General features: G+C 39.1%; 17 protein-coding genes. 11 read left to right on the forward strand and 6 right to left on the reverse strand.

Going from position 1 to position 16,517, the window contains the following annotated elements; genetic code table 11:
- Positions 1-243 precede the first annotated feature (243 nt).
- The 11 genes from pyrH (at position 244) to D0T20_RS03775 (ending at position 8,437) form a co-directional block, all read left to right on the forward strand.
- Positions 244-993 (forward strand): UMP kinase, encoded by a 750-nt coding sequence (gene pyrH / locus D0T20_RS03725; RefSeq protein ID WP_016635319.1) that lies wholly within the window; start codon positions 244-246, stop codon positions 991-993.
- A 154-nt stretch (positions 994-1,147) separates the two neighbouring features.
- Positions 1,148-1,702 carry a ribosome recycling factor gene (gene frr / locus D0T20_RS03730; protein ID WP_016635318.1) on the forward strand — a complete coding sequence of 185 codons (555 nt, stop codon included), beginning with the start codon at positions 1,148-1,150 and terminating at the stop codon, positions 1,700-1,702.
- A gap of 4 nt (positions 1,703-1,706) precedes the next feature.
- Complete coding sequence (locus D0T20_RS03735) at positions 1,707-2,648, forward strand: phosphatidate cytidylyltransferase (protein WP_004130869.1); 942 nt, start codon at positions 1,707-1,709, stop codon at positions 2,646-2,648.
- 83 nt (positions 2,649-2,731) lie between these two features.
- Positions 2,732-3,691 carry a prolipoprotein diacylglyceryl transferase gene (lgt, locus tag D0T20_RS03740; RefSeq protein WP_116438425.1) on the forward strand — a complete coding sequence of 320 codons (960 nt, stop codon included), beginning with the start codon at positions 2,732-2,734 and terminating at the stop codon, positions 3,689-3,691.
- Between the two features lie 52 nt (positions 3,692-3,743).
- Positions 3,744-4,409: a ribulose-phosphate 3-epimerase gene (gene rpe, locus D0T20_RS03745; protein WP_004130865.1), complete on the forward strand. Its 666-nt coding sequence runs from the start codon at positions 3,744-3,746 to the stop codon at positions 4,407-4,409.
- Between the two features lie 94 nt (positions 4,410-4,503).
- Positions 4,504-5,106: a CDP-alcohol phosphatidyltransferase family protein gene (locus D0T20_RS03750; RefSeq protein ID WP_116438426.1), complete on the forward strand. Its 603-nt coding sequence runs from the start codon at positions 4,504-4,506 to the stop codon at positions 5,104-5,106.
- A gap of 43 nt (positions 5,107-5,149) precedes the next feature.
- Complete coding sequence (locus D0T20_RS03755) at positions 5,150-6,181, forward strand: DUF881 domain-containing protein (RefSeq protein ID WP_116438427.1); 1,032 nt, start codon at positions 5,150-5,152, stop codon at positions 6,179-6,181.
- Between the two features lie 19 nt (positions 6,182-6,200).
- Entirely contained in the window at positions 6,201-6,533 is a 333-nt protein-coding gene (locus D0T20_RS03760) for a small basic family protein (RefSeq protein WP_004130859.1), read from the forward strand.
- A 14-nt stretch (positions 6,534-6,547) separates the two neighbouring features.
- Positions 6,548-7,429, forward strand: coding sequence for a DUF881 domain-containing protein (locus D0T20_RS03765; RefSeq protein ID WP_116438428.1), 882 nt, complete (start codon positions 6,548-6,550; stop codon positions 7,427-7,429).
- 18 nt (positions 7,430-7,447) lie between these two features.
- Positions 7,448-7,888, forward strand: a complete 441-nt coding sequence (locus D0T20_RS03770; protein ID WP_016635312.1) for an FHA domain-containing protein — start codon at positions 7,448-7,450, stop codon at positions 7,886-7,888.
- A 30-nt stretch (positions 7,889-7,918) separates the two neighbouring features.
- Positions 7,919-8,437 (forward strand): MerR family transcriptional regulator, encoded by a 519-nt coding sequence (locus tag D0T20_RS03775; RefSeq protein WP_016840163.1) that lies wholly within the window; start codon positions 7,919-7,921, stop codon positions 8,435-8,437.
- Positions 8,438-8,643: 206 nt separating this feature from the next.
- Here D0T20_RS03775 and D0T20_RS03780 read toward each other — a convergent pair whose 3' ends face one another.
- From D0T20_RS03780 to D0T20_RS03805, 6 genes are all read right to left on the reverse strand, one after another.
- A complete protein-coding gene (locus D0T20_RS03780) occupies positions 8,644-9,357 on the reverse strand; it encodes an HAD hydrolase-like protein (RefSeq protein WP_116438429.1) in 714 nt (237 codons plus the stop codon).
- An 81-nt stretch (positions 9,358-9,438) separates the two neighbouring features.
- Positions 9,439-9,786 (reverse strand): RNA polymerase-binding protein RbpA, encoded by a 348-nt coding sequence (locus D0T20_RS03785; RefSeq protein WP_004130843.1) that lies wholly within the window; start codon positions 9,784-9,786, stop codon positions 9,439-9,441.
- A 93-nt stretch (positions 9,787-9,879) separates the two neighbouring features.
- Complete coding sequence (locus D0T20_RS03790) at positions 9,880-12,462, reverse strand: DEAD/DEAH box helicase (protein WP_240320594.1); 2,583 nt, start codon at positions 12,460-12,462, stop codon at positions 9,880-9,882.
- Positions 12,463-12,472: 10 nt separating this feature from the next.
- Complete coding sequence (locus D0T20_RS03795; protein WP_116438430.1) at positions 12,473-12,847, reverse strand: hypothetical protein; 375 nt, start codon at positions 12,845-12,847, stop codon at positions 12,473-12,475.
- A 1-nt stretch (position 12,848) separates the two neighbouring features.
- Positions 12,849-14,777, reverse strand: coding sequence for a helix-turn-helix transcriptional regulator (locus tag D0T20_RS03800; protein WP_016840167.1), 1,929 nt, complete (start codon positions 14,775-14,777; stop codon positions 12,849-12,851).
- A gap of 226 nt (positions 14,778-15,003) precedes the next feature.
- Positions 15,004-16,431 carry a UTP--glucose-1-phosphate uridylyltransferase gene (locus D0T20_RS03805; RefSeq protein WP_116438431.1) on the reverse strand — a complete coding sequence of 476 codons (1,428 nt, stop codon included), beginning with the start codon at positions 16,429-16,431 and terminating at the stop codon, positions 15,004-15,006.
- Between the last annotated feature and the right edge of the window lie 86 nt (positions 16,432-16,517).

Raw genomic sequence — 16,517 nt, forward strand, 5'->3', positions numbered from 1 at the left:
AGCGCAATGGGTTTGATTCCGCCTATTGCGCTATTTTTATTCGTTTGATTTTATTCGTTTGATTTTATTCGTTTGAACAAAACGCTTTTTAGTATTTACTAAAACACGACTAAACATGTTCAAAATAAAAATCGATAAAAATCGACACAATCATGTTAAAAATCGTGTTGTGATGTGTCGTTATTGAAAGATATCATAGCAAAGATATGCTTGCGTTCGCCGTTATGACTGGAGGAAAGTTTTATGACTATCGCACAAGCGGGGGAAAGCAAGTCTCGTAGAGTTTTATTGAAACTCTCGGGAGAAGCATTTGGCGGTGGCGCCGTTGGTATAGATACTCATGTTATTCGTAGAATTGCTGGCGAGATTGTAAAAGCAGTGCATGAAGGCGTGCAAGTTGCAATTGTTGTTGGCGGCGGAAACTTCTTCCGCGGTGCAGAGCTTCAACAAGCTGGCATCGATCGTAGTCGCGGCGATTACATGGGTATGCTTGGAACTGTTATGAATTGCTTAGCTTTGCAAGATTTTCTTGAACAAGCAGGGCAGGCAACTCGCGTTCAAACTGCTATAACAATGGGTCAAGTTGCTGAGCCTTACATTCCACTTAAAGCAATTCGACACTTAGAAAAAGGCCGAGTTGTGATTTTTGGTGCAGGCGCTGGCATGCCTTATTTTTCAACCGATACCGTTTCTATTCAGCGTTCTTTAGAGATTCATTGCGATGAAGTTTTAATGGGCAAGAATGGCGTTGACGGAGTTTATAGTGCAGATCCTCGTAAAGATCCTAATGCTAAAAAATTCCTCACTCTTAATTACCATCGCGCGCTTGTTGATGGTCTTGCTGTTATGGACGCTTCTGCGCTTTCTATGGCTAGAGACAACAACCAAAAGATTCGCGTATTTGGCTTAGAAGGAGAAGGAAACGTTACTCGTGCATTAGTCGGAGATCAAATTGGAACTTTGGTTTCTAACGACGAGCCTACGTTTGCTTAATAGATGAAATATTAGTGAATAATCACCAATAAATAAATCATCAATAAATAAAACATGCAAATTAGGCAATAACTTAACAACGTAAAATTTAACAATCACAAAATTTATAAATAGAATTTTAATTGGCACAACTAATACCAATAAAGGAGAACACATGCCAGCTATTATTGATCAGGCTCTTGAACAAATGAACAAGTCTGTTGAAGCTACAAAAGAAAACTTTATGGGCATTAGGACTGGTCGAGCTAATCCTGCTCTTCTTAATGGCATTATGGTTGACTATTATGGTGCTCCAACTCCTATTAAGGCTGTAGCTTCTATTGGCGTTCCAGAGCCAAGAACTCTTTCTGTTACTCCTTTTGACGCATCGCAAGCAAATGCTGTTGAAAAAGCTATTCGCGATTCAGATTTGGGTGTTAGCCCTAACAGAGATGGCAATGTTATTCGCGTTACAATGCCAGAGCTTACTGAAGATAGACGTAAGGAATACGTAAAGCTTGCTAAGACCAAGGCAGAAGAAGGCAAGGTTGCTGTTAGAAATATTCGTCGCAAGACTAAAGAAAGCATTGATAAGTCTGTTAAAGATGGCGAAATTGGCGAAGATGAAGGCGATCGCTTGCAAAAAGAACTAGATAAAGTAACTAAGCAAGTTACCGATTCCTTAGATGCTTTGCTAGAAGGCAAGCAGAAGGAAATCATGGAGGTTTGATTCTTTGGATTCAAATGCTACAAACGATGCTTATGAAGCTTTAACAGATATAAACAAGCGAACTGGCAGGAACATGCCACAAGCTATTGCAACTGCAGTGCTGCTGATTGCTGTAATTGTGGCATGTCTTCTTGTAAGTATAGATGCTTTTGTTGTTCTTTTAACTGTTTTTATGCTTCTTGCATTGTGGGAATTGCACGTTGACTTTGCTACAGCGGGGTTTAGGATTCCTTTTGCTATACTGTCTATTTGCTCGGTTATTACGATTTTTTCAACCTTCTACGCAAAGTGGCATGCAGTTGCAATGGCAAGTGGAATAACAGCCTCGCTTATTTTAACTGTTATTTTTGCAACTCTAAATAGCACTGTATCTAAAAGAACTATGCGTGCTGTAGAAAAGAAACTACAGCATGCAACTTCTAAAAGCCCAAAAGCTAGTACTTTTACTAATACAGCTGTTTCGCTGTTTGTAGTGTTGTATATTCCTCTTCTTGCTTCTTGCATTATTTTATCTATAGCTGATTCTAAACAAGCTGTAGCGCACGCAATGCTACTTATATTTTTACCTGCTTTAAGCGATACAGGCGGACTTTTTGCTGGAGCATGGTTAGGTAAACATAAGCTTTCTCCACGAATATCTCCAAAAAAGTCTGTTGAAGGACTTATAGGATCTATGCTTCTTGCACTAATCGGAGCTTACGCGATTGTTGCTGGATTCTATGGAACATCTTGGATTAAATTCTGGTGGATGCCTGCTGTTATGGGCATTTTGTCTGGAATTGTTGGAACTTTTGGTGATTTGTGCGCATCTATGCTTAAACGAGATATTGGCATTAAAGACATGGGTCATTTGCTTAAAGGTCATGGCGGTGTTCTAGATAGAGTGGACTCAATCTTGCTGTGCGCGCCAGTTTTAATGGCCTTAATCAAAGCAGTTGGATTCTAATATTAGTTTTTACCAATTAAACGTTTTAACAAAAGTCCTTATGTTTTGTTGAAAGTAAAAGAAAATAAAGGAAAGTAAAGAATATGACAATTTGCGCTATTCCTAGTCCAAGTATTTCTCAAATTACATTCGGACCTATTACATTAAGATTTTATGCGCTTTCGATTCTTGCTGGAGCACTAGTTGCAATTTGGATTGCAAATCGCAGATGGAAGCGAGAAGGTGGAGATTTTAACCAAATTTTAGATATAGCTCTTGTAAGCCTTCCTATGGGAATTGTTGGCGCGCGTCTATATCACGTTATTACAACTCCAGAGAAGTTTTTTGGCGCAAATGGCGATTTTCTAGAAATTTTTAGGATTTGGAATGGTGGACTTGGAATCTGGGGCGGAGTGATACTCGGATCTTTGGCTGCTAGCGCATTTTGCGCGTACAGAAAATATCCTATAAGCCTACTTGCTGATTGTGCAGCTCCTGCATTGCTTGTAGCTCAAGGAATAGGGCGTTTAGGCAATTGGTTTAATCAAGAACTTTATGGCGCTCCTACAAAACTTCCATGGGGATTAAAACTTAATTATTCGGCATCAAATGCAATTGGTCACGCTGAAAGATGCTACGACGGTCTTACATGCCCAGAAGGCACACTTTTCCATCCAACGTTCTTGTACGAGATGCTTTGGAATTTTGCAGGCGCTGCTTTGCTTATATGCTTTAGCAAAGCGCTTAAAAGCAAGCTTAAGTCTGGTTCCGAGTTTGTTCTTTACGTAATGTGGTATACAGCTGGAAGAATGTGGATTGAAGCTTTACGTATTGATTTTTCACACACTTTCCTTGGAGTAAGAATTAACGTTTGGGTGTCGATTGCAATTTTTATTGCTTCGATTATTGTTTTTGTTATTTTGCAAAATAGTAAAAAATCGCGAGCAAATCTTGTGAACCGCTTGATTGACATTACAGCATACGAGCGTGAGCGTGAACTTCAATCCAAAGCAAAAATGGTTTCCAAAAACGAAGCGAAAGAGGAATCTAAGTTAAATAGTTAGATTTAGCTAGATTTTGCTTTTCTAGTCGCTTGCTTTTCTTAGAATGGAACACATGAATATACAAATAGCACCTAGCATTCTTTCTGCAGATTTTTGCAATCTTGAAAGAGATCTTATAGCAATTTCCAACGCTGATCTTGTTCATGTTGATGTTATGGATCATCATTTTGTACCAAATTTGACTTTGGGGGAGCCGATTGTAAAGCGCATTTGCGAAGTTACTAATCTTCCTGTAGATGTTCATTTGATGATTGAGGATCCAGACCGTTGGGCACCAGAATACGCTAAGCTCGGGGCTGATTCTGTTAGCTTCCACATGGGTGCAACTCACGCTCCTGTGCGCCTTGCTCGTCAGCTTAGAGATATGGGTTGCAAAGCTTGCTTTGCGGTTCGCCCAGCTGAGCCAGTTGAGCCTATTTTTGATATTTTAGACGAGTTCGACATGGTTCTTATTATGACTGTAGAGCCTGGTTTTGGTGGTCAAAAGTTCTTAAGCAATCAAATGAACAAGGTTCGCCGCTTACGCGATGAGATTACGCGCCGCGGACTAAGCACGCATATTCAGGTTGACGGCGGTGTTAGCCCATCTACTGCTGCAACTGTTGCACAAGCTGGAGCAGATGTTCTTGTTGCTGGCTCTGCAGTTTACGGAGCAAGTAGCCCAGCTCAAGCAATTGATTCTATTCGTAATATTGCTCAAGAAGCTTGGCGTGCGTAGAAATATTGGGGCATAAAAGTGCCCCAATATTTTATTATTCGCAATAGTATTAGTATTGAAATTTTATTTTTAGCAAGTTTTAAGGAAATTAGGTATGGTCAAATTCGTTTATAGTCAGGAATACAGTCCTGAAGCGCTTAATCGAGTTCTTACTGTGCCTAATGTTATTAGCTTTTTAAGAATATGCTCAATACCTTATCTTGCTGTTTTAATTGCGCAACACAAAATGTGGCCTGCTTTAATTGTTCTTGCAATAGCTGCACTTTCTGATTGTATTGACGGTTATATTGCAAGAACTTTTAATCAAGTTAGCAAATTAGGTCAGATTCTAGACCCTATTGCAGATAGGCTTCTTATAGTTTGCAGCACATTAGCTTTAGCATTTGCAAAGATTATACCTTGGTGGGCATTAGCTTTAGTTGTTTTGCGAGACGCAATAATGGCAATTTTAATTGTGATTCTTGCACAATTCGACTATGGCCCTTTGCCTGTTAATTTTATGGGCAAAACTGGAACAGCATTGCTAATGGTAACTATTGTTCTATTTATGATTGTTTTCGCGATTGCAACAGAGCCAATGCTTATTCTATATGCTGCTGCAATTGCATGTGCGATTTGGGGAATAACGCTTTATTGGTTTGCGGGAATATTATATTGCATACAAGCCTATAAGCTACTAATAAAAAAGGCTAAATAATTCTTACGATTTTTGAAAACTAATCAATAACAACGGATGAATCATGGTGGAAAAGACTTCTAATCTAAATCAAAGTGGAGATTATGCCTCTAGTGGCAAAGCTCCAGAGTCTTTTCCTGCTCCAACTGTTGTTTTGTTTTCTAAGCGCAGAGCAGTATTTTCTAAATCCGTGTTTAATTTAGGCGCTCATCACGTTACAAATTCATCGTATACTTTTTCGTCGCATCGAGATAGGCGTCGTAGGCTTGAAGATTATTCTCTTAGGCTAATAGATGATTTAAGCAACAGGCCAGTGGATCCGCTTTTTATGGATTCTAGACTAAATAGGCAAAATGTTAGCAAGATTAGTCTTTGGATTACAAGAATAATTGTTTTTTTAATTTGCATTGCTGTTGGCACTGTTGGTAGCCAATTTGTACGTAAACTACACGCTGATTCGCGTAAAGCTATACGCGTATCTTTAGCAAACGAGCTTACGACTCACGCAAGCAGATTCGATAATCTTGTTAAAGAAGTTGCAAAGCTTCGCGCTAGTGTAGACAAAGAGTCTAAAAGAATTAACACTCCGTACGAAAATCAAGTTGATAAATCCGACAACATGACTAATGGTACTCACGCTGTATATGGGCCTGGTGTTGTTTTAACTATTGCAAATCCTATTTCTGCAAGTAACGATGTTTCTAATGGTTCTCTTCCTAGAGAAATGTCTAAAGGCGCTAGAATCAAGGTTGTTAGCGATAGGGATATTCAAATCTTTGTTTCCATTCTTTGGGATGCTGGAGCGGAAGCAATATCAGTTAACGGATACAGGATTGGCTCTCAAACATCAATTCGTACTGCAGGATCCACAATTCTTGTTGGTGTTAATCAAACTCAAAGCCCGTATACGATTGAGGCAATAGGAGACAGCTCTAGCCTTATTGAAAAGTTAAATTCTCAAAAGCATTCTGAATGGTTTACTTCTCTTACAAATGCTGGTATTAATCCACAAGTTTCAGCTACTAATAACTTAAAGTTGTCGGCAGCTGGAACGGGAGAAGTCAATTTTGCAAAAGAGTTGACTAGTAGAAGATAGGAAAGATAGGAAATAGGTTATGACAGCTATTCTTGGATTGATTTTAGGAGCACTTATTGGCATTGTTGTGCATCCAGATATTCCAGTGGTTATTCAACCGTATTTGCCAATCATGGTGCTTGCTGCACTAGATGCTCTTCTTGGCGCTGCTAGAGCTTATTTTGAGCGCAGCTTTTCCGACAAAGTGTTTGTTATTTCGTTCTTCTCAAATGTTATTGCTGCAACGCTTTTAGTTTTGCTTGGCAACCAGCTTGGAGTTGGTGCACAATTGCAAACAGCTGTTATTGTTGTTTTAGGAATACGAATCTTCTCTAACGTTTCTGCAATTCGTCGTTTTATATTTAGGGGATAGATTCAGGGGATAATATGAAACATCCACTTGCGAATACTTCAAAAAACAGTATAAAAAACAATGAATTAAGCGATAATAATATTGATAAAAATGTAGACAATATTGTTAAACGGCTTCATCGCCAGCATGCTAAAGATCGAGAAAGCGACCGCACGCAAACGGGTTCCTTCCCAATCGTTAAGCGCAAAAATAAGCCATCTTTGCAAGGTCATGTTACTAGAACGCGCATTTTAACAGGCTTGCTTGTTATGCTTCTTTGCGCACTTCTTAGCTTTGCATACATGATTCAAGTAAATCGAAGTGCTCTTGTGTATCAAACTATGAGCGAAGATGAGCTTACGCGATTGATCACGGAAACTAATTCTCAAATACAAAATCTTGAGCAGCGAAAGTTTGAATTAACAAGTCAGCTTAATTCTCTAAAAGCATCTGTTAATAAGCAAGAAGAAGCTGCTAGAATTGCTAAGCAAAATTCGCAAACAAGCGGCTTGATTTCTGGTAGACTTCCAGCAATCGGAAAAGGTGTAATTATTCATATTACAGCTGGAGAAAAAGAGCGTGTAGATGCTGCAACCATGTTTCAACTTATAGAGGAGCTTCGCAACGCTGGCGTGGAAGTTATGTCTATTAATGATATTCGCATTGTTACTTCTACTTATATTTCCGACACTAAGCATGGATTGCTGTGCGATGGAATTGAGATAAATCCTCCTTACATAGTTAAGGCGATTGGCGATGCGCAAAATTTGCAAAACGCCGTAAATATTGCAGGGGGAGTTGGATCTAGATTAAAAGTTAAATTTGGCGCTTCCGTATACGTTTCAACGCCTGAAGAGGTTGAGATTCGTTCAACACGCGAACCAAAACAGTACCAATACGCAAAACCGGTCGAATAAGAAGGTAAAATAGCAATTATGACTGAACCTATTCCTACAGCTGGCGAAACAACCATTATTGGCATGCCAGCAATAACTATTCCAATAAACTCGAACGCAGACCGTCCACTAAAACAGGATGATTTAGACACAATAGCAAAACTGCTGCCAGGCACCGCTTTGCTTATTTCTACGCGTGGAGCAGTTTCTGGGTCTCGTTATTTGTTAGACGAAGATGTTGTATCGGTTGGGCGTGATTCTAGAGCAGATATTATGCTTGACGATTCTACTGTTTCTAGAGCGCATGCTGTTTTTAGAAGGAATGGGAACGTTTTTAGCATTGCAGATGCGGGCAGCTTAAACGGAACATATGTTAATCGTAATCGAGTTGATGAAGCAGTTCTTAATAATGGCGATGAGATTATGATTGGCAAATATCGCTTAATGTTCTTTACGCAAAGTGCTGTTAGTAAACGATAGCGATAAACACAATAAACACAATAAACAATAATGGTATTGAAAAACTCTTCTAAAAAGAATGCGCTGGCCGATTTTGATGAATCTAATAATCAGCCAGTGCAGGGGGAGTTGTTTTCTTTTTCTAGCGATGGAGAAGAGTCCGTTGGATATCGCGGAAGCGTTGCAATGAAGATTGCTGGAATAACCTATAGGCAACTTGATTATTGGGCTAGAAAAAGCATTATTATGCCTTCGATTAATCCTTCACACGGGTCTGGATCTAGGCGTTTATATTCTTTCAAAGATATTTCTATTATGGCGGTTGCTAAGCGACTTTTAGACGCTGGTGTAAATCTTACAAACGTTACAACAGCTATAGTTTTTTTGAATTGTTATAGTGTTAATCATCTTGAGCGCATGACAATAATTTGCGATGGTCAATCTGTTATGGAATGTAACAATAATCAAGAAAACATGTTTAGCATGCTCGAAGGCGGCTCAGCTGTTTTTGCAATCGCAGTTGGATGCATTGTTAAGCAAGTACGAGCTGATTTATCTAAAGAATCTTAAAACTAAAGAATCTTAAAACATAAAATTTTTATATCATATTGAAAATATTGAAATATTAAGAATAAAAAAAAATAATGAATAATAAAAAATGAAAGTGGTGTGCTGATTCTAATTCTTATTTAGTGTGTTGTATTCGTGATTTATAACAAATCTGACATAACGTACATTATCGGATACTTATATAGAATTATTTTTATATAGAAATACTATTTGCGCAAAGTATTATCAAAATATTCATCAATAGCAATGCTCAAATCACAAACATTGTCAATAATCCTATAAGCACCGTGCTTTTTAAGCTCACCAGGCTCTGCGTAGCCCCAAGCGCAACCAAGACAATCAATGTAGCATGCTAAAGCACCATCTGCGTCCGTCCATCGGTCGCCAACCATTAATGCTTTGTCTAGCGAATAGTCAAAACCAATATTTTTCAAAACATAGCGAATAACTTGGTCTTTTTTAATTCTAGACATATCGGCACTTGCGCCGTAAATTCCATCAATTAAATCTGTTAAACCAAAATAATCACAAATAGGCTTAACTTGATATTCTGGCTTGCAAGATGCTGTAGCAAGATAATATCCAGATTCACGTAGTTTCTTTAATTGTTCTGGAATACCTTCGTAAACCTTATTCAAAAGACTTCCAGTGATTTTACTACCACTAGGATTTTTCTGATCTGTAAAAGTTGCAACTTCGGAATAATACTTTCGATACAACTTTACGCCTTCTAATTGCAAATCTTCTGGCATGCCATTTCGTTGAAAAGATTCAAGAATAGATGGTCCTACAAAGCGCATCATCTCTTCATCGTCTGGAATTTGCATGCCTAAATCGCTCATAGCTCTTTTAGCACACGCAATAATTCCCATATGAGATTGAGTCAAAGTGCCATCTAAATCAAGCAAAACAACTTTCATGGAGTTTTCCCTAAAATCCTAAATTAAATAATTAATATTAGTGATTAATCACAAAATTAAAGTAAAACTACACATCAAAGACTACTCGTAATCAGGAATCCAACCTTCGTGATGCATTTTCAAGCGCTTATCAAGCAAAGCTTTTAGCTCTTCTTCGCTTCTACGCTCTAAAAGCATATCCCAATGAGTTCGAGTTGGCTTATTAAAATCATCATCTGGCCTATCTGCGTCGCCTTCTTTATGTGCTAAAGCACCGCAACGGCATTCCCATTCTTCTGGAACTTCTGCACCTTGAGCAAGAGGGAGAATAGTCCTATGCCCTTTAGGACAAACATATGTAACATCATTACGAGCTGCAAAATCAACATTATCGTCGGATTCTAGCGACTTTGCACCAATGCTCATACCACGTAAACTGCGTTCTGCCATATTATATTCTCCTTTTAGTTTCCATTATAAAGCTAGCGAATTGCACGGACTACACAAGGTTCATTAAGGTTCATGCATTCCATTGCACGCATACTAAACATCACAATAGGCTACTACCCCACGATTAATTATTTGAACTGCTTCATATGCTTTGTGTGCTAAAGAATCGTCTACATTAGGCAAAATTCTTAAATAATCGCTAAGAACAGCAAGCTGATTAAGCAAGTCTATAAGTCTTTTAGCAAAGCGCACAAAATCTCCACCCGTAATATCCGTATTTTGCAAAATATCAAGCAAGTCAGCGCCTTGCGCCCAATCATATATAAGGTCTACTGCGCCAAAATCCAGCGATTTCAACGCATCAAGATGATTGTTTAAGCACATATTGCTTATGCGCATAAACAATTCTTTTAATCTAGAAACAGTATTGAATACAGCGCCGTCTAATCCACCAGGATATCTTCTTGGCTCTGATCCCACTGGGCCTCTAGACTCATAAACCAAAGAAGATACGCAACTCAACAGCTCAATAGGAGTTAAATCGTTAAAAATACCTTCGCAAATAGCTTGCGCAAAAACAACATCAAGCTCGTTATAAAGTCGTCTAAGAAGCTGACCCTTATTAGTCAAAACAAACGTATTACCTGTTTGTTTTAAGTAATCCAAACTACATAAAACATTACAAATGTTGTCAAAACATCTTGCAACAGAACCAGTTCTAGAATTATAACGCTCTTTAACTTGATTTAGCTCTTTTGTTTCTCTAGCCCAATAATATCCCCAATGTAAATGGTTTTGAATATCTGGGCAATTTGCACAAGGATGGTTTCTTTCTTGAATGCGCAAGCTAGCAATTTTGTTATCTAACTCTTTGAATGCATTTGAACGCTCTAAATCGCTGGAAAACAGCGTATGCTTAAGTTTTCTACGCTGATCATGTTGAGCGTCTTTAAGGCGCATTCTAAGAGTCATAAACTCAGCAAAATCGCCATTAGAACAATGGAAAGCTTGCTCATAGCCACTAATCGCCTCTTGAAGCTCTTCAATACGACTCAAAAGGCGCGTTGCAGAAGCATTTGCTTCCCATTGCGCAAACGAGCTGCTAAGTGTTACTCGAGCTGTTTTTGCATCGCTATTATTAAGAAGATTAACAGCCATGTTAAAAGTTGGAACAAAGCTAGAGTGAAGAGGATAAACACGCTTGCTAGAAAGAGAAGCCGCTTTAGCTGGGTCAAAATCAGGATTGTCTATTAAAACAGCATGACCAATATCGTCAATTCCACGCCTGCCAGCTCGGCCAGTAAGTTGAGTAAACTCTCCAGGAGTAAGAGGAACATGACCTGTGCCATCATACTTAACTAGCTTTTCTACAACAACGCTTCTAGCTGGCATATTTAAGCCTAAAGCAAGCGTTTCTGTAGCAAAAATAATCTTAATAAGACCACGCTCAAAAAGAGTTTCAACAATATGCCTAAAAATCGCAATCATGCCTGCGTGATGAGCCGCGAATCCTTGTTCAAGAGCATATCTAAAGCGTTCAAATCTAAGAGCTTTTAAGTCACTTTTAGAAAGCTTATTTTGCGAGATCATTGAATCAACAATTCTACGAATCTCGTACATCTCTTCATCGCTGGTAAGAGCTAGACCAGCGTTTAAGCATTGCTGAACAGCTTGATCACAACCAGAACGTGAGAAAATAAAGTAAATCCCAGGAAGCATATTAAGATAATCAAGCTCGTCAATAACAGCCCATCTTTTAGGAGTATGACGAACAGTTAAAGACGACTTGGAATTTTTTTGTAAATCACTAGAACGATCTCGCGATTTTCTTCTAGAAAACTTACCTTTATAAGAACGCTTATCTTTACTTAAATAAGAAGATTTTTTGCGCAAAGCAGCGTTTTCCAACTGGCTTAACTTTCTAGTTAAAGCAAGATTTACACGATTCGTTGCATTACCATTTTTGTCTGTATCGTAAAGATTAAGAAGCTCTGGCTCTGTTTGGCCATCTTTTTGAATAATAACATGACGTTCAAGAGGAACAGGCCTATGCTCATCAACAATTAAATGAGTGTTTCCGCGAACAGAAGAAATCCATGCGCTAAAATCTTCAACATTAGAAACAGTTGCCGAAAGTCCAATAATTTTAACACTTTGCGGAAGATGAATAATAACTTCTTCCCAAACTGCTCCTCGGAATTTATCTGCTAAATAATGCACCTCGTCTAAAACAACAAATCCAAGAGAATTAAGTGTTATTGAACGCTCATAAAGCATATTGCGTAAGACTTCTGTTGTCATAACAACAATATCTGCTTCACTGTTAACAGACGTGTCTCCTGTTAAAAGACCAACTTTATTAGAGCCATAAACTTCACAAAAATCATGATATTTTTGGTTGCTAAGAGCCTTGATTGGAGTTGTATAGAAGGTTTTAACACCACGATTAACGCCCAAAAAAACAGCAAAATCTGCTACAACCGTTTTACCAGCGCCTGTAGGAGCAGCAACAAGAACATTATCTCCATTTTCTAGAGCATCAATTGCTTCAAGTTGAAAATCATCCAAGTCAAAACTTAAAGAGCTTTCAAATTTTGCAGCCATTGATTTAGAATGCTGCAAAGTCTTGCGAAACGCACTAAATCGTTGCGACGGAGATAATGGGAGCGTAGTCATAAACTATTCGTTAGTTTCCTTTAGTTTCTTTAGATTCCTTAAAAATTGGATTGTCAATATCTTCCTTACGCAAAGACACATTATTCCAATGCTGCCAAACAGTCCTATGAGAATCCCCTACTTTTTCTCTGCGTCTTAAAACTCGAATGCGAGCCTCTTCTACACATTGCGCAGCATCGCTAATCGGACGCGTAAAAAATGGATATGAATTCTTTTTCAACGAATCATCACCGTTTTGCAACTTTTCAAAACAAGAATAAACCTTAGTGGAAAAACTAGTGCAATTCGTTAAAATCTTATACGCGCATTTAAGTGCGTACGCAAGCCCTGCACCAATCATGCATAGCATAAAAAGAATTAATAAAAGCCAAATCCACCATGGCATTTTAATTCTCCACGTTTTGGAAATCGCTATTATTAACGCTTAATTCTCGCTGTGCTCGAGCAATAATCATAGTGCGCAAAGTCTCTGGAGAAACAGCTTTAATATGACGAGCGTGGGCAATGCAAAATGCAACAAACCAGGAGTCGGAAGAAACCGTTAAGTGAACCTTAACACCAGCCCCACAAGGCTCGATGGTAGCTCCAGAAAGACTCTTTAAGAAGTTCAAATCTGGCTCATCTGTAATAAAGCATGTTTGAGTGCCATTGTCAAAACTCCATTTTCTAAGTTCACTAACTGGAACATCTGGAATTTCTACAGAACAAATAGGCTTAACAACTTCTGCACGCTCAATTCTTGCAACGCGCAAAACCTGCCAAATTCTAGGCAAACCGTTCGCTTTATTAATCGAAGTGTCTTTTGCAACAAAACTACGCTTATCTTGTGGAGTTTGATTCTCAACATCTGTCCAAACAGCAACGTAGTACACGCCTTCGTCAACAAAAATCTTAGAAGGAGCAACAATCTTTCTGCGAGTTCTACCAGCGCCGTCAGTGTACTCCATGTCGATTAATGCGTTAGCGCTAATCGCACTGCGAACAACGGAACAATTTCTAGGCTCCACCTCGTAACCAGTAAGGCTAAGCCAAGGAGTCTCACCAGGGCTAACATGTCTACGCAAACGCATGTAAAGCGCTTTGGCTTGATCTCTTTGTTCAACAGGCAAAAGAGGAGAATGCGCAAGGTAATTGATAGAAGCAGTAAGCATACTCATATACTGTTGAGAAACTCCTGCTAAACGCTCAAGACCCAGCGAGTTAGTTGCGGAAACAATACCTTCCGTTTCTAAAAGCGACCAATCAATATCGAAGAATTGGCTACCTGCCATCTCTCCATCGTCGGAAACGGTAGTAAGCGTATTAATGTCTTTATGCAAAATCGCAACAAATCTACGAAGCTCATCGTCATTCTTAGGTTTGCCAATAAATCTTACAGCAAGCTCATTTAGTGGGAATTCTTCTCCAAGATGAGCAGAAAGGAAGAGCATTAGTCGAAGTCTGCGATCTACTTCACTTCCCGTTTGGAAAGACGTCTTTTTTTGACGAGACTTGTCTGGCTCGTTTTCCGAAAGATCTTGATTATCTTCCGCATTAGAACGTGCAGAATCAACGCTTTGATCAGCGTAATTCTCGTCGCATTCAACGAATTGCGTAGCAGCATTAAGTCTTCTATGGAAAGCATCAACCGCTTCTTGAGGGCTTACAACGCAAGAACCTGGATGCTCAAGAACAAACATTGCTAAATCGTCGGAATCAGTGTATGCAACGTTCAAATGTTCACCATCAACGTCAACAGTTGCTGCAAATCTTCTAGAATCAATAACCTTAACCAATGCGTCTGGAATTGTTTGAGTTCCAAGCCCTGGAGCAATCGAATCTAAGCCCAAGCCAGGAATAGGCGTTTGAGGAACGCGCGGAGCAGTACGAGACGCAGAAGAATGTTGCTGATCTACTTTGCGTGATTCAGAAGAAGAAATCGACATAGAACGAGCTAAATAATTAGCAGCCGCAAGAACAGGAAGCTCTTCTTGTTCAAAACGAATACGCACGCGTGGTTCGTCACCAAGTTGCAACCTGTAGGATGCAAAATCTTGGCCTTCAGACTTTGAAGAATATTCAGGCTGGCGAGATTCAATCGCAATACCCATAGCTGCAAGCTTGGCACGATCTCTTTGGAATTGCTTTGCAAACGCAGCCTTTGCAGCTTGATCGGCAAGCTCTCCATAAGAATCGGCATAAGCCTTAACTCGTTGCGCAATCTGACGCGAAGTCAGCCATTGTGGAAATGCGGAAGACAACACAGCCAGTACATCAAGCTCGTGTTTGCCCCACTTATCGGAAAAACGACGTCTTCCGTTACTTCCTTCTGCCATTTGTCCTCACGTATCGTTTCTTTGTAATTTCACTTTGTGTTAAAAACATGCGAAAAACGCTAAATTCTCAACACACACCTTAACTATTTTAATGGTGTTTTGCCATACGTGTGGACATTTTCAAAAAAAGTCATCAAATTTCTTGAAAATACAATAATCAACACTATAAAAACGTTGAAATAAGGCCATTTTCCACACGACACGCCCGAATGAATTTATTTTGTGACTACACCCACTCGTCTGGCTCAATGCCCTGCGGACCCACAAATTCGCCATTTGGAACGTAACTTGGCTCCCCTGTATCTTCTAAAATAGCATCCGCAAACATAGAAACTTGGCTTCCAAAAGTCCAATCGCCTCGAATCGTAACGGATTTTGCAGCAGCCAAAGCTGGAACAGAATACGGGAATCTTTCGTTAAAATCATCAATAGTTTTGTAGAATCGTGGATCTAAATCCACATCTGGAAATATGTAATTGCCATCTTCCATCTCGTAAGAATCTGTAAGATGGAAGCGGTCAGAACGCATTATAAACAAATCGTTAGTAGTCTTTACAGGCAAAAATCGCATTCTATCAACCTCAACACAAATCGCATCGTCAAAAAGCGAAACAGCGGAACCCATAGCAGTTTCAAGCTGAATCACTTTTTCGCTTGAATCATCAGTTGGGTCAACAGTCTTGTGATTGCAAATAACTGGAAGAGGAAGCACACCTTTATATTTTTTAAGAATCTTTTGCAAAGCATCAACGCGAATCCAAATATTATTAGTATTAAAATAAGGATGTTTATTAATGCTTTGCGCACTTCGCCTATCTTCTGCGGCAACCTGAGTCATTTCTCGAAGCATCATTCTGCCAGTTTCAAGACTTCTAACAATATGACCGCCTTTACGGTCTGCTTGAGTACGCTTAGCAACCTCAATCATGATTGAAGCACCAGTATTTTCAAAATGCTGAGCAAGAGTTCTAGAGGGTCTTGCACCTAAATTGTCGGAGTTAGAAATAAACAAGTATTTAATGCCATTTTTCTTTAGAATATCCAGCAATCCAGATTCCCAAATAGTAGAGAAAATGTCGCCATGGCCTGGAGGACACCATTCTAAACTGCTATCTTTAGAACAAGAAACAGGCTCCCCCGTTTCTTCTAGAAGCTTTGGCTCTTGATGCTGAATAATTTCAACAGGAATATTTTCTTGAGAAAACTTTTTTGTACGCTTTAATACTTGTAACGTATCTTTAGACGTTCGAAAAGAGTTCATAAAAACCAAAGGCAAATCAACGCCTAAACGTTGGCGCGCTGTAAGAACTTGGCCAATTATAATATCAATAAATCTCATTTGACGAGCTTTATGTCTTCTAACTGGCAATAGCGACTTTGCACAAGACAATCCCATTGACGTTCCAAGACCACCATTTAGCTTAATAAATGCTGTTTTTGAAAACGCGTTAACTGCTTTATTGTGATCAATTGTTTCATAAATCTCATGAAAATTTGGCACAGTCTTAATAGGTTCTACTGCGTTTTCGCGAATAAATCCGCCAGTTTTATCTTCATTCCACACTTTATAAAGACGTTCAAATTGGCTAATAGCAACTTCGCTCATACCGTGTTCGCGCATCTTTGCAGCGGACAATTCAAAAGTGTTGTCCATTTAACGCAGCCTCCCTGTATGCATTGTGATTAATAGTTTATCTGCTCAAACAATATGTTGCAAACAAAAATGGACTCACGCGTTAA

Source organism: Gardnerella piotii, assembly GCF_003397585.1.
GTDB classification, from domain to species: domain Bacteria; phylum Actinomycetota; class Actinomycetes; order Actinomycetales; family Bifidobacteriaceae; genus Bifidobacterium; species Bifidobacterium piotii.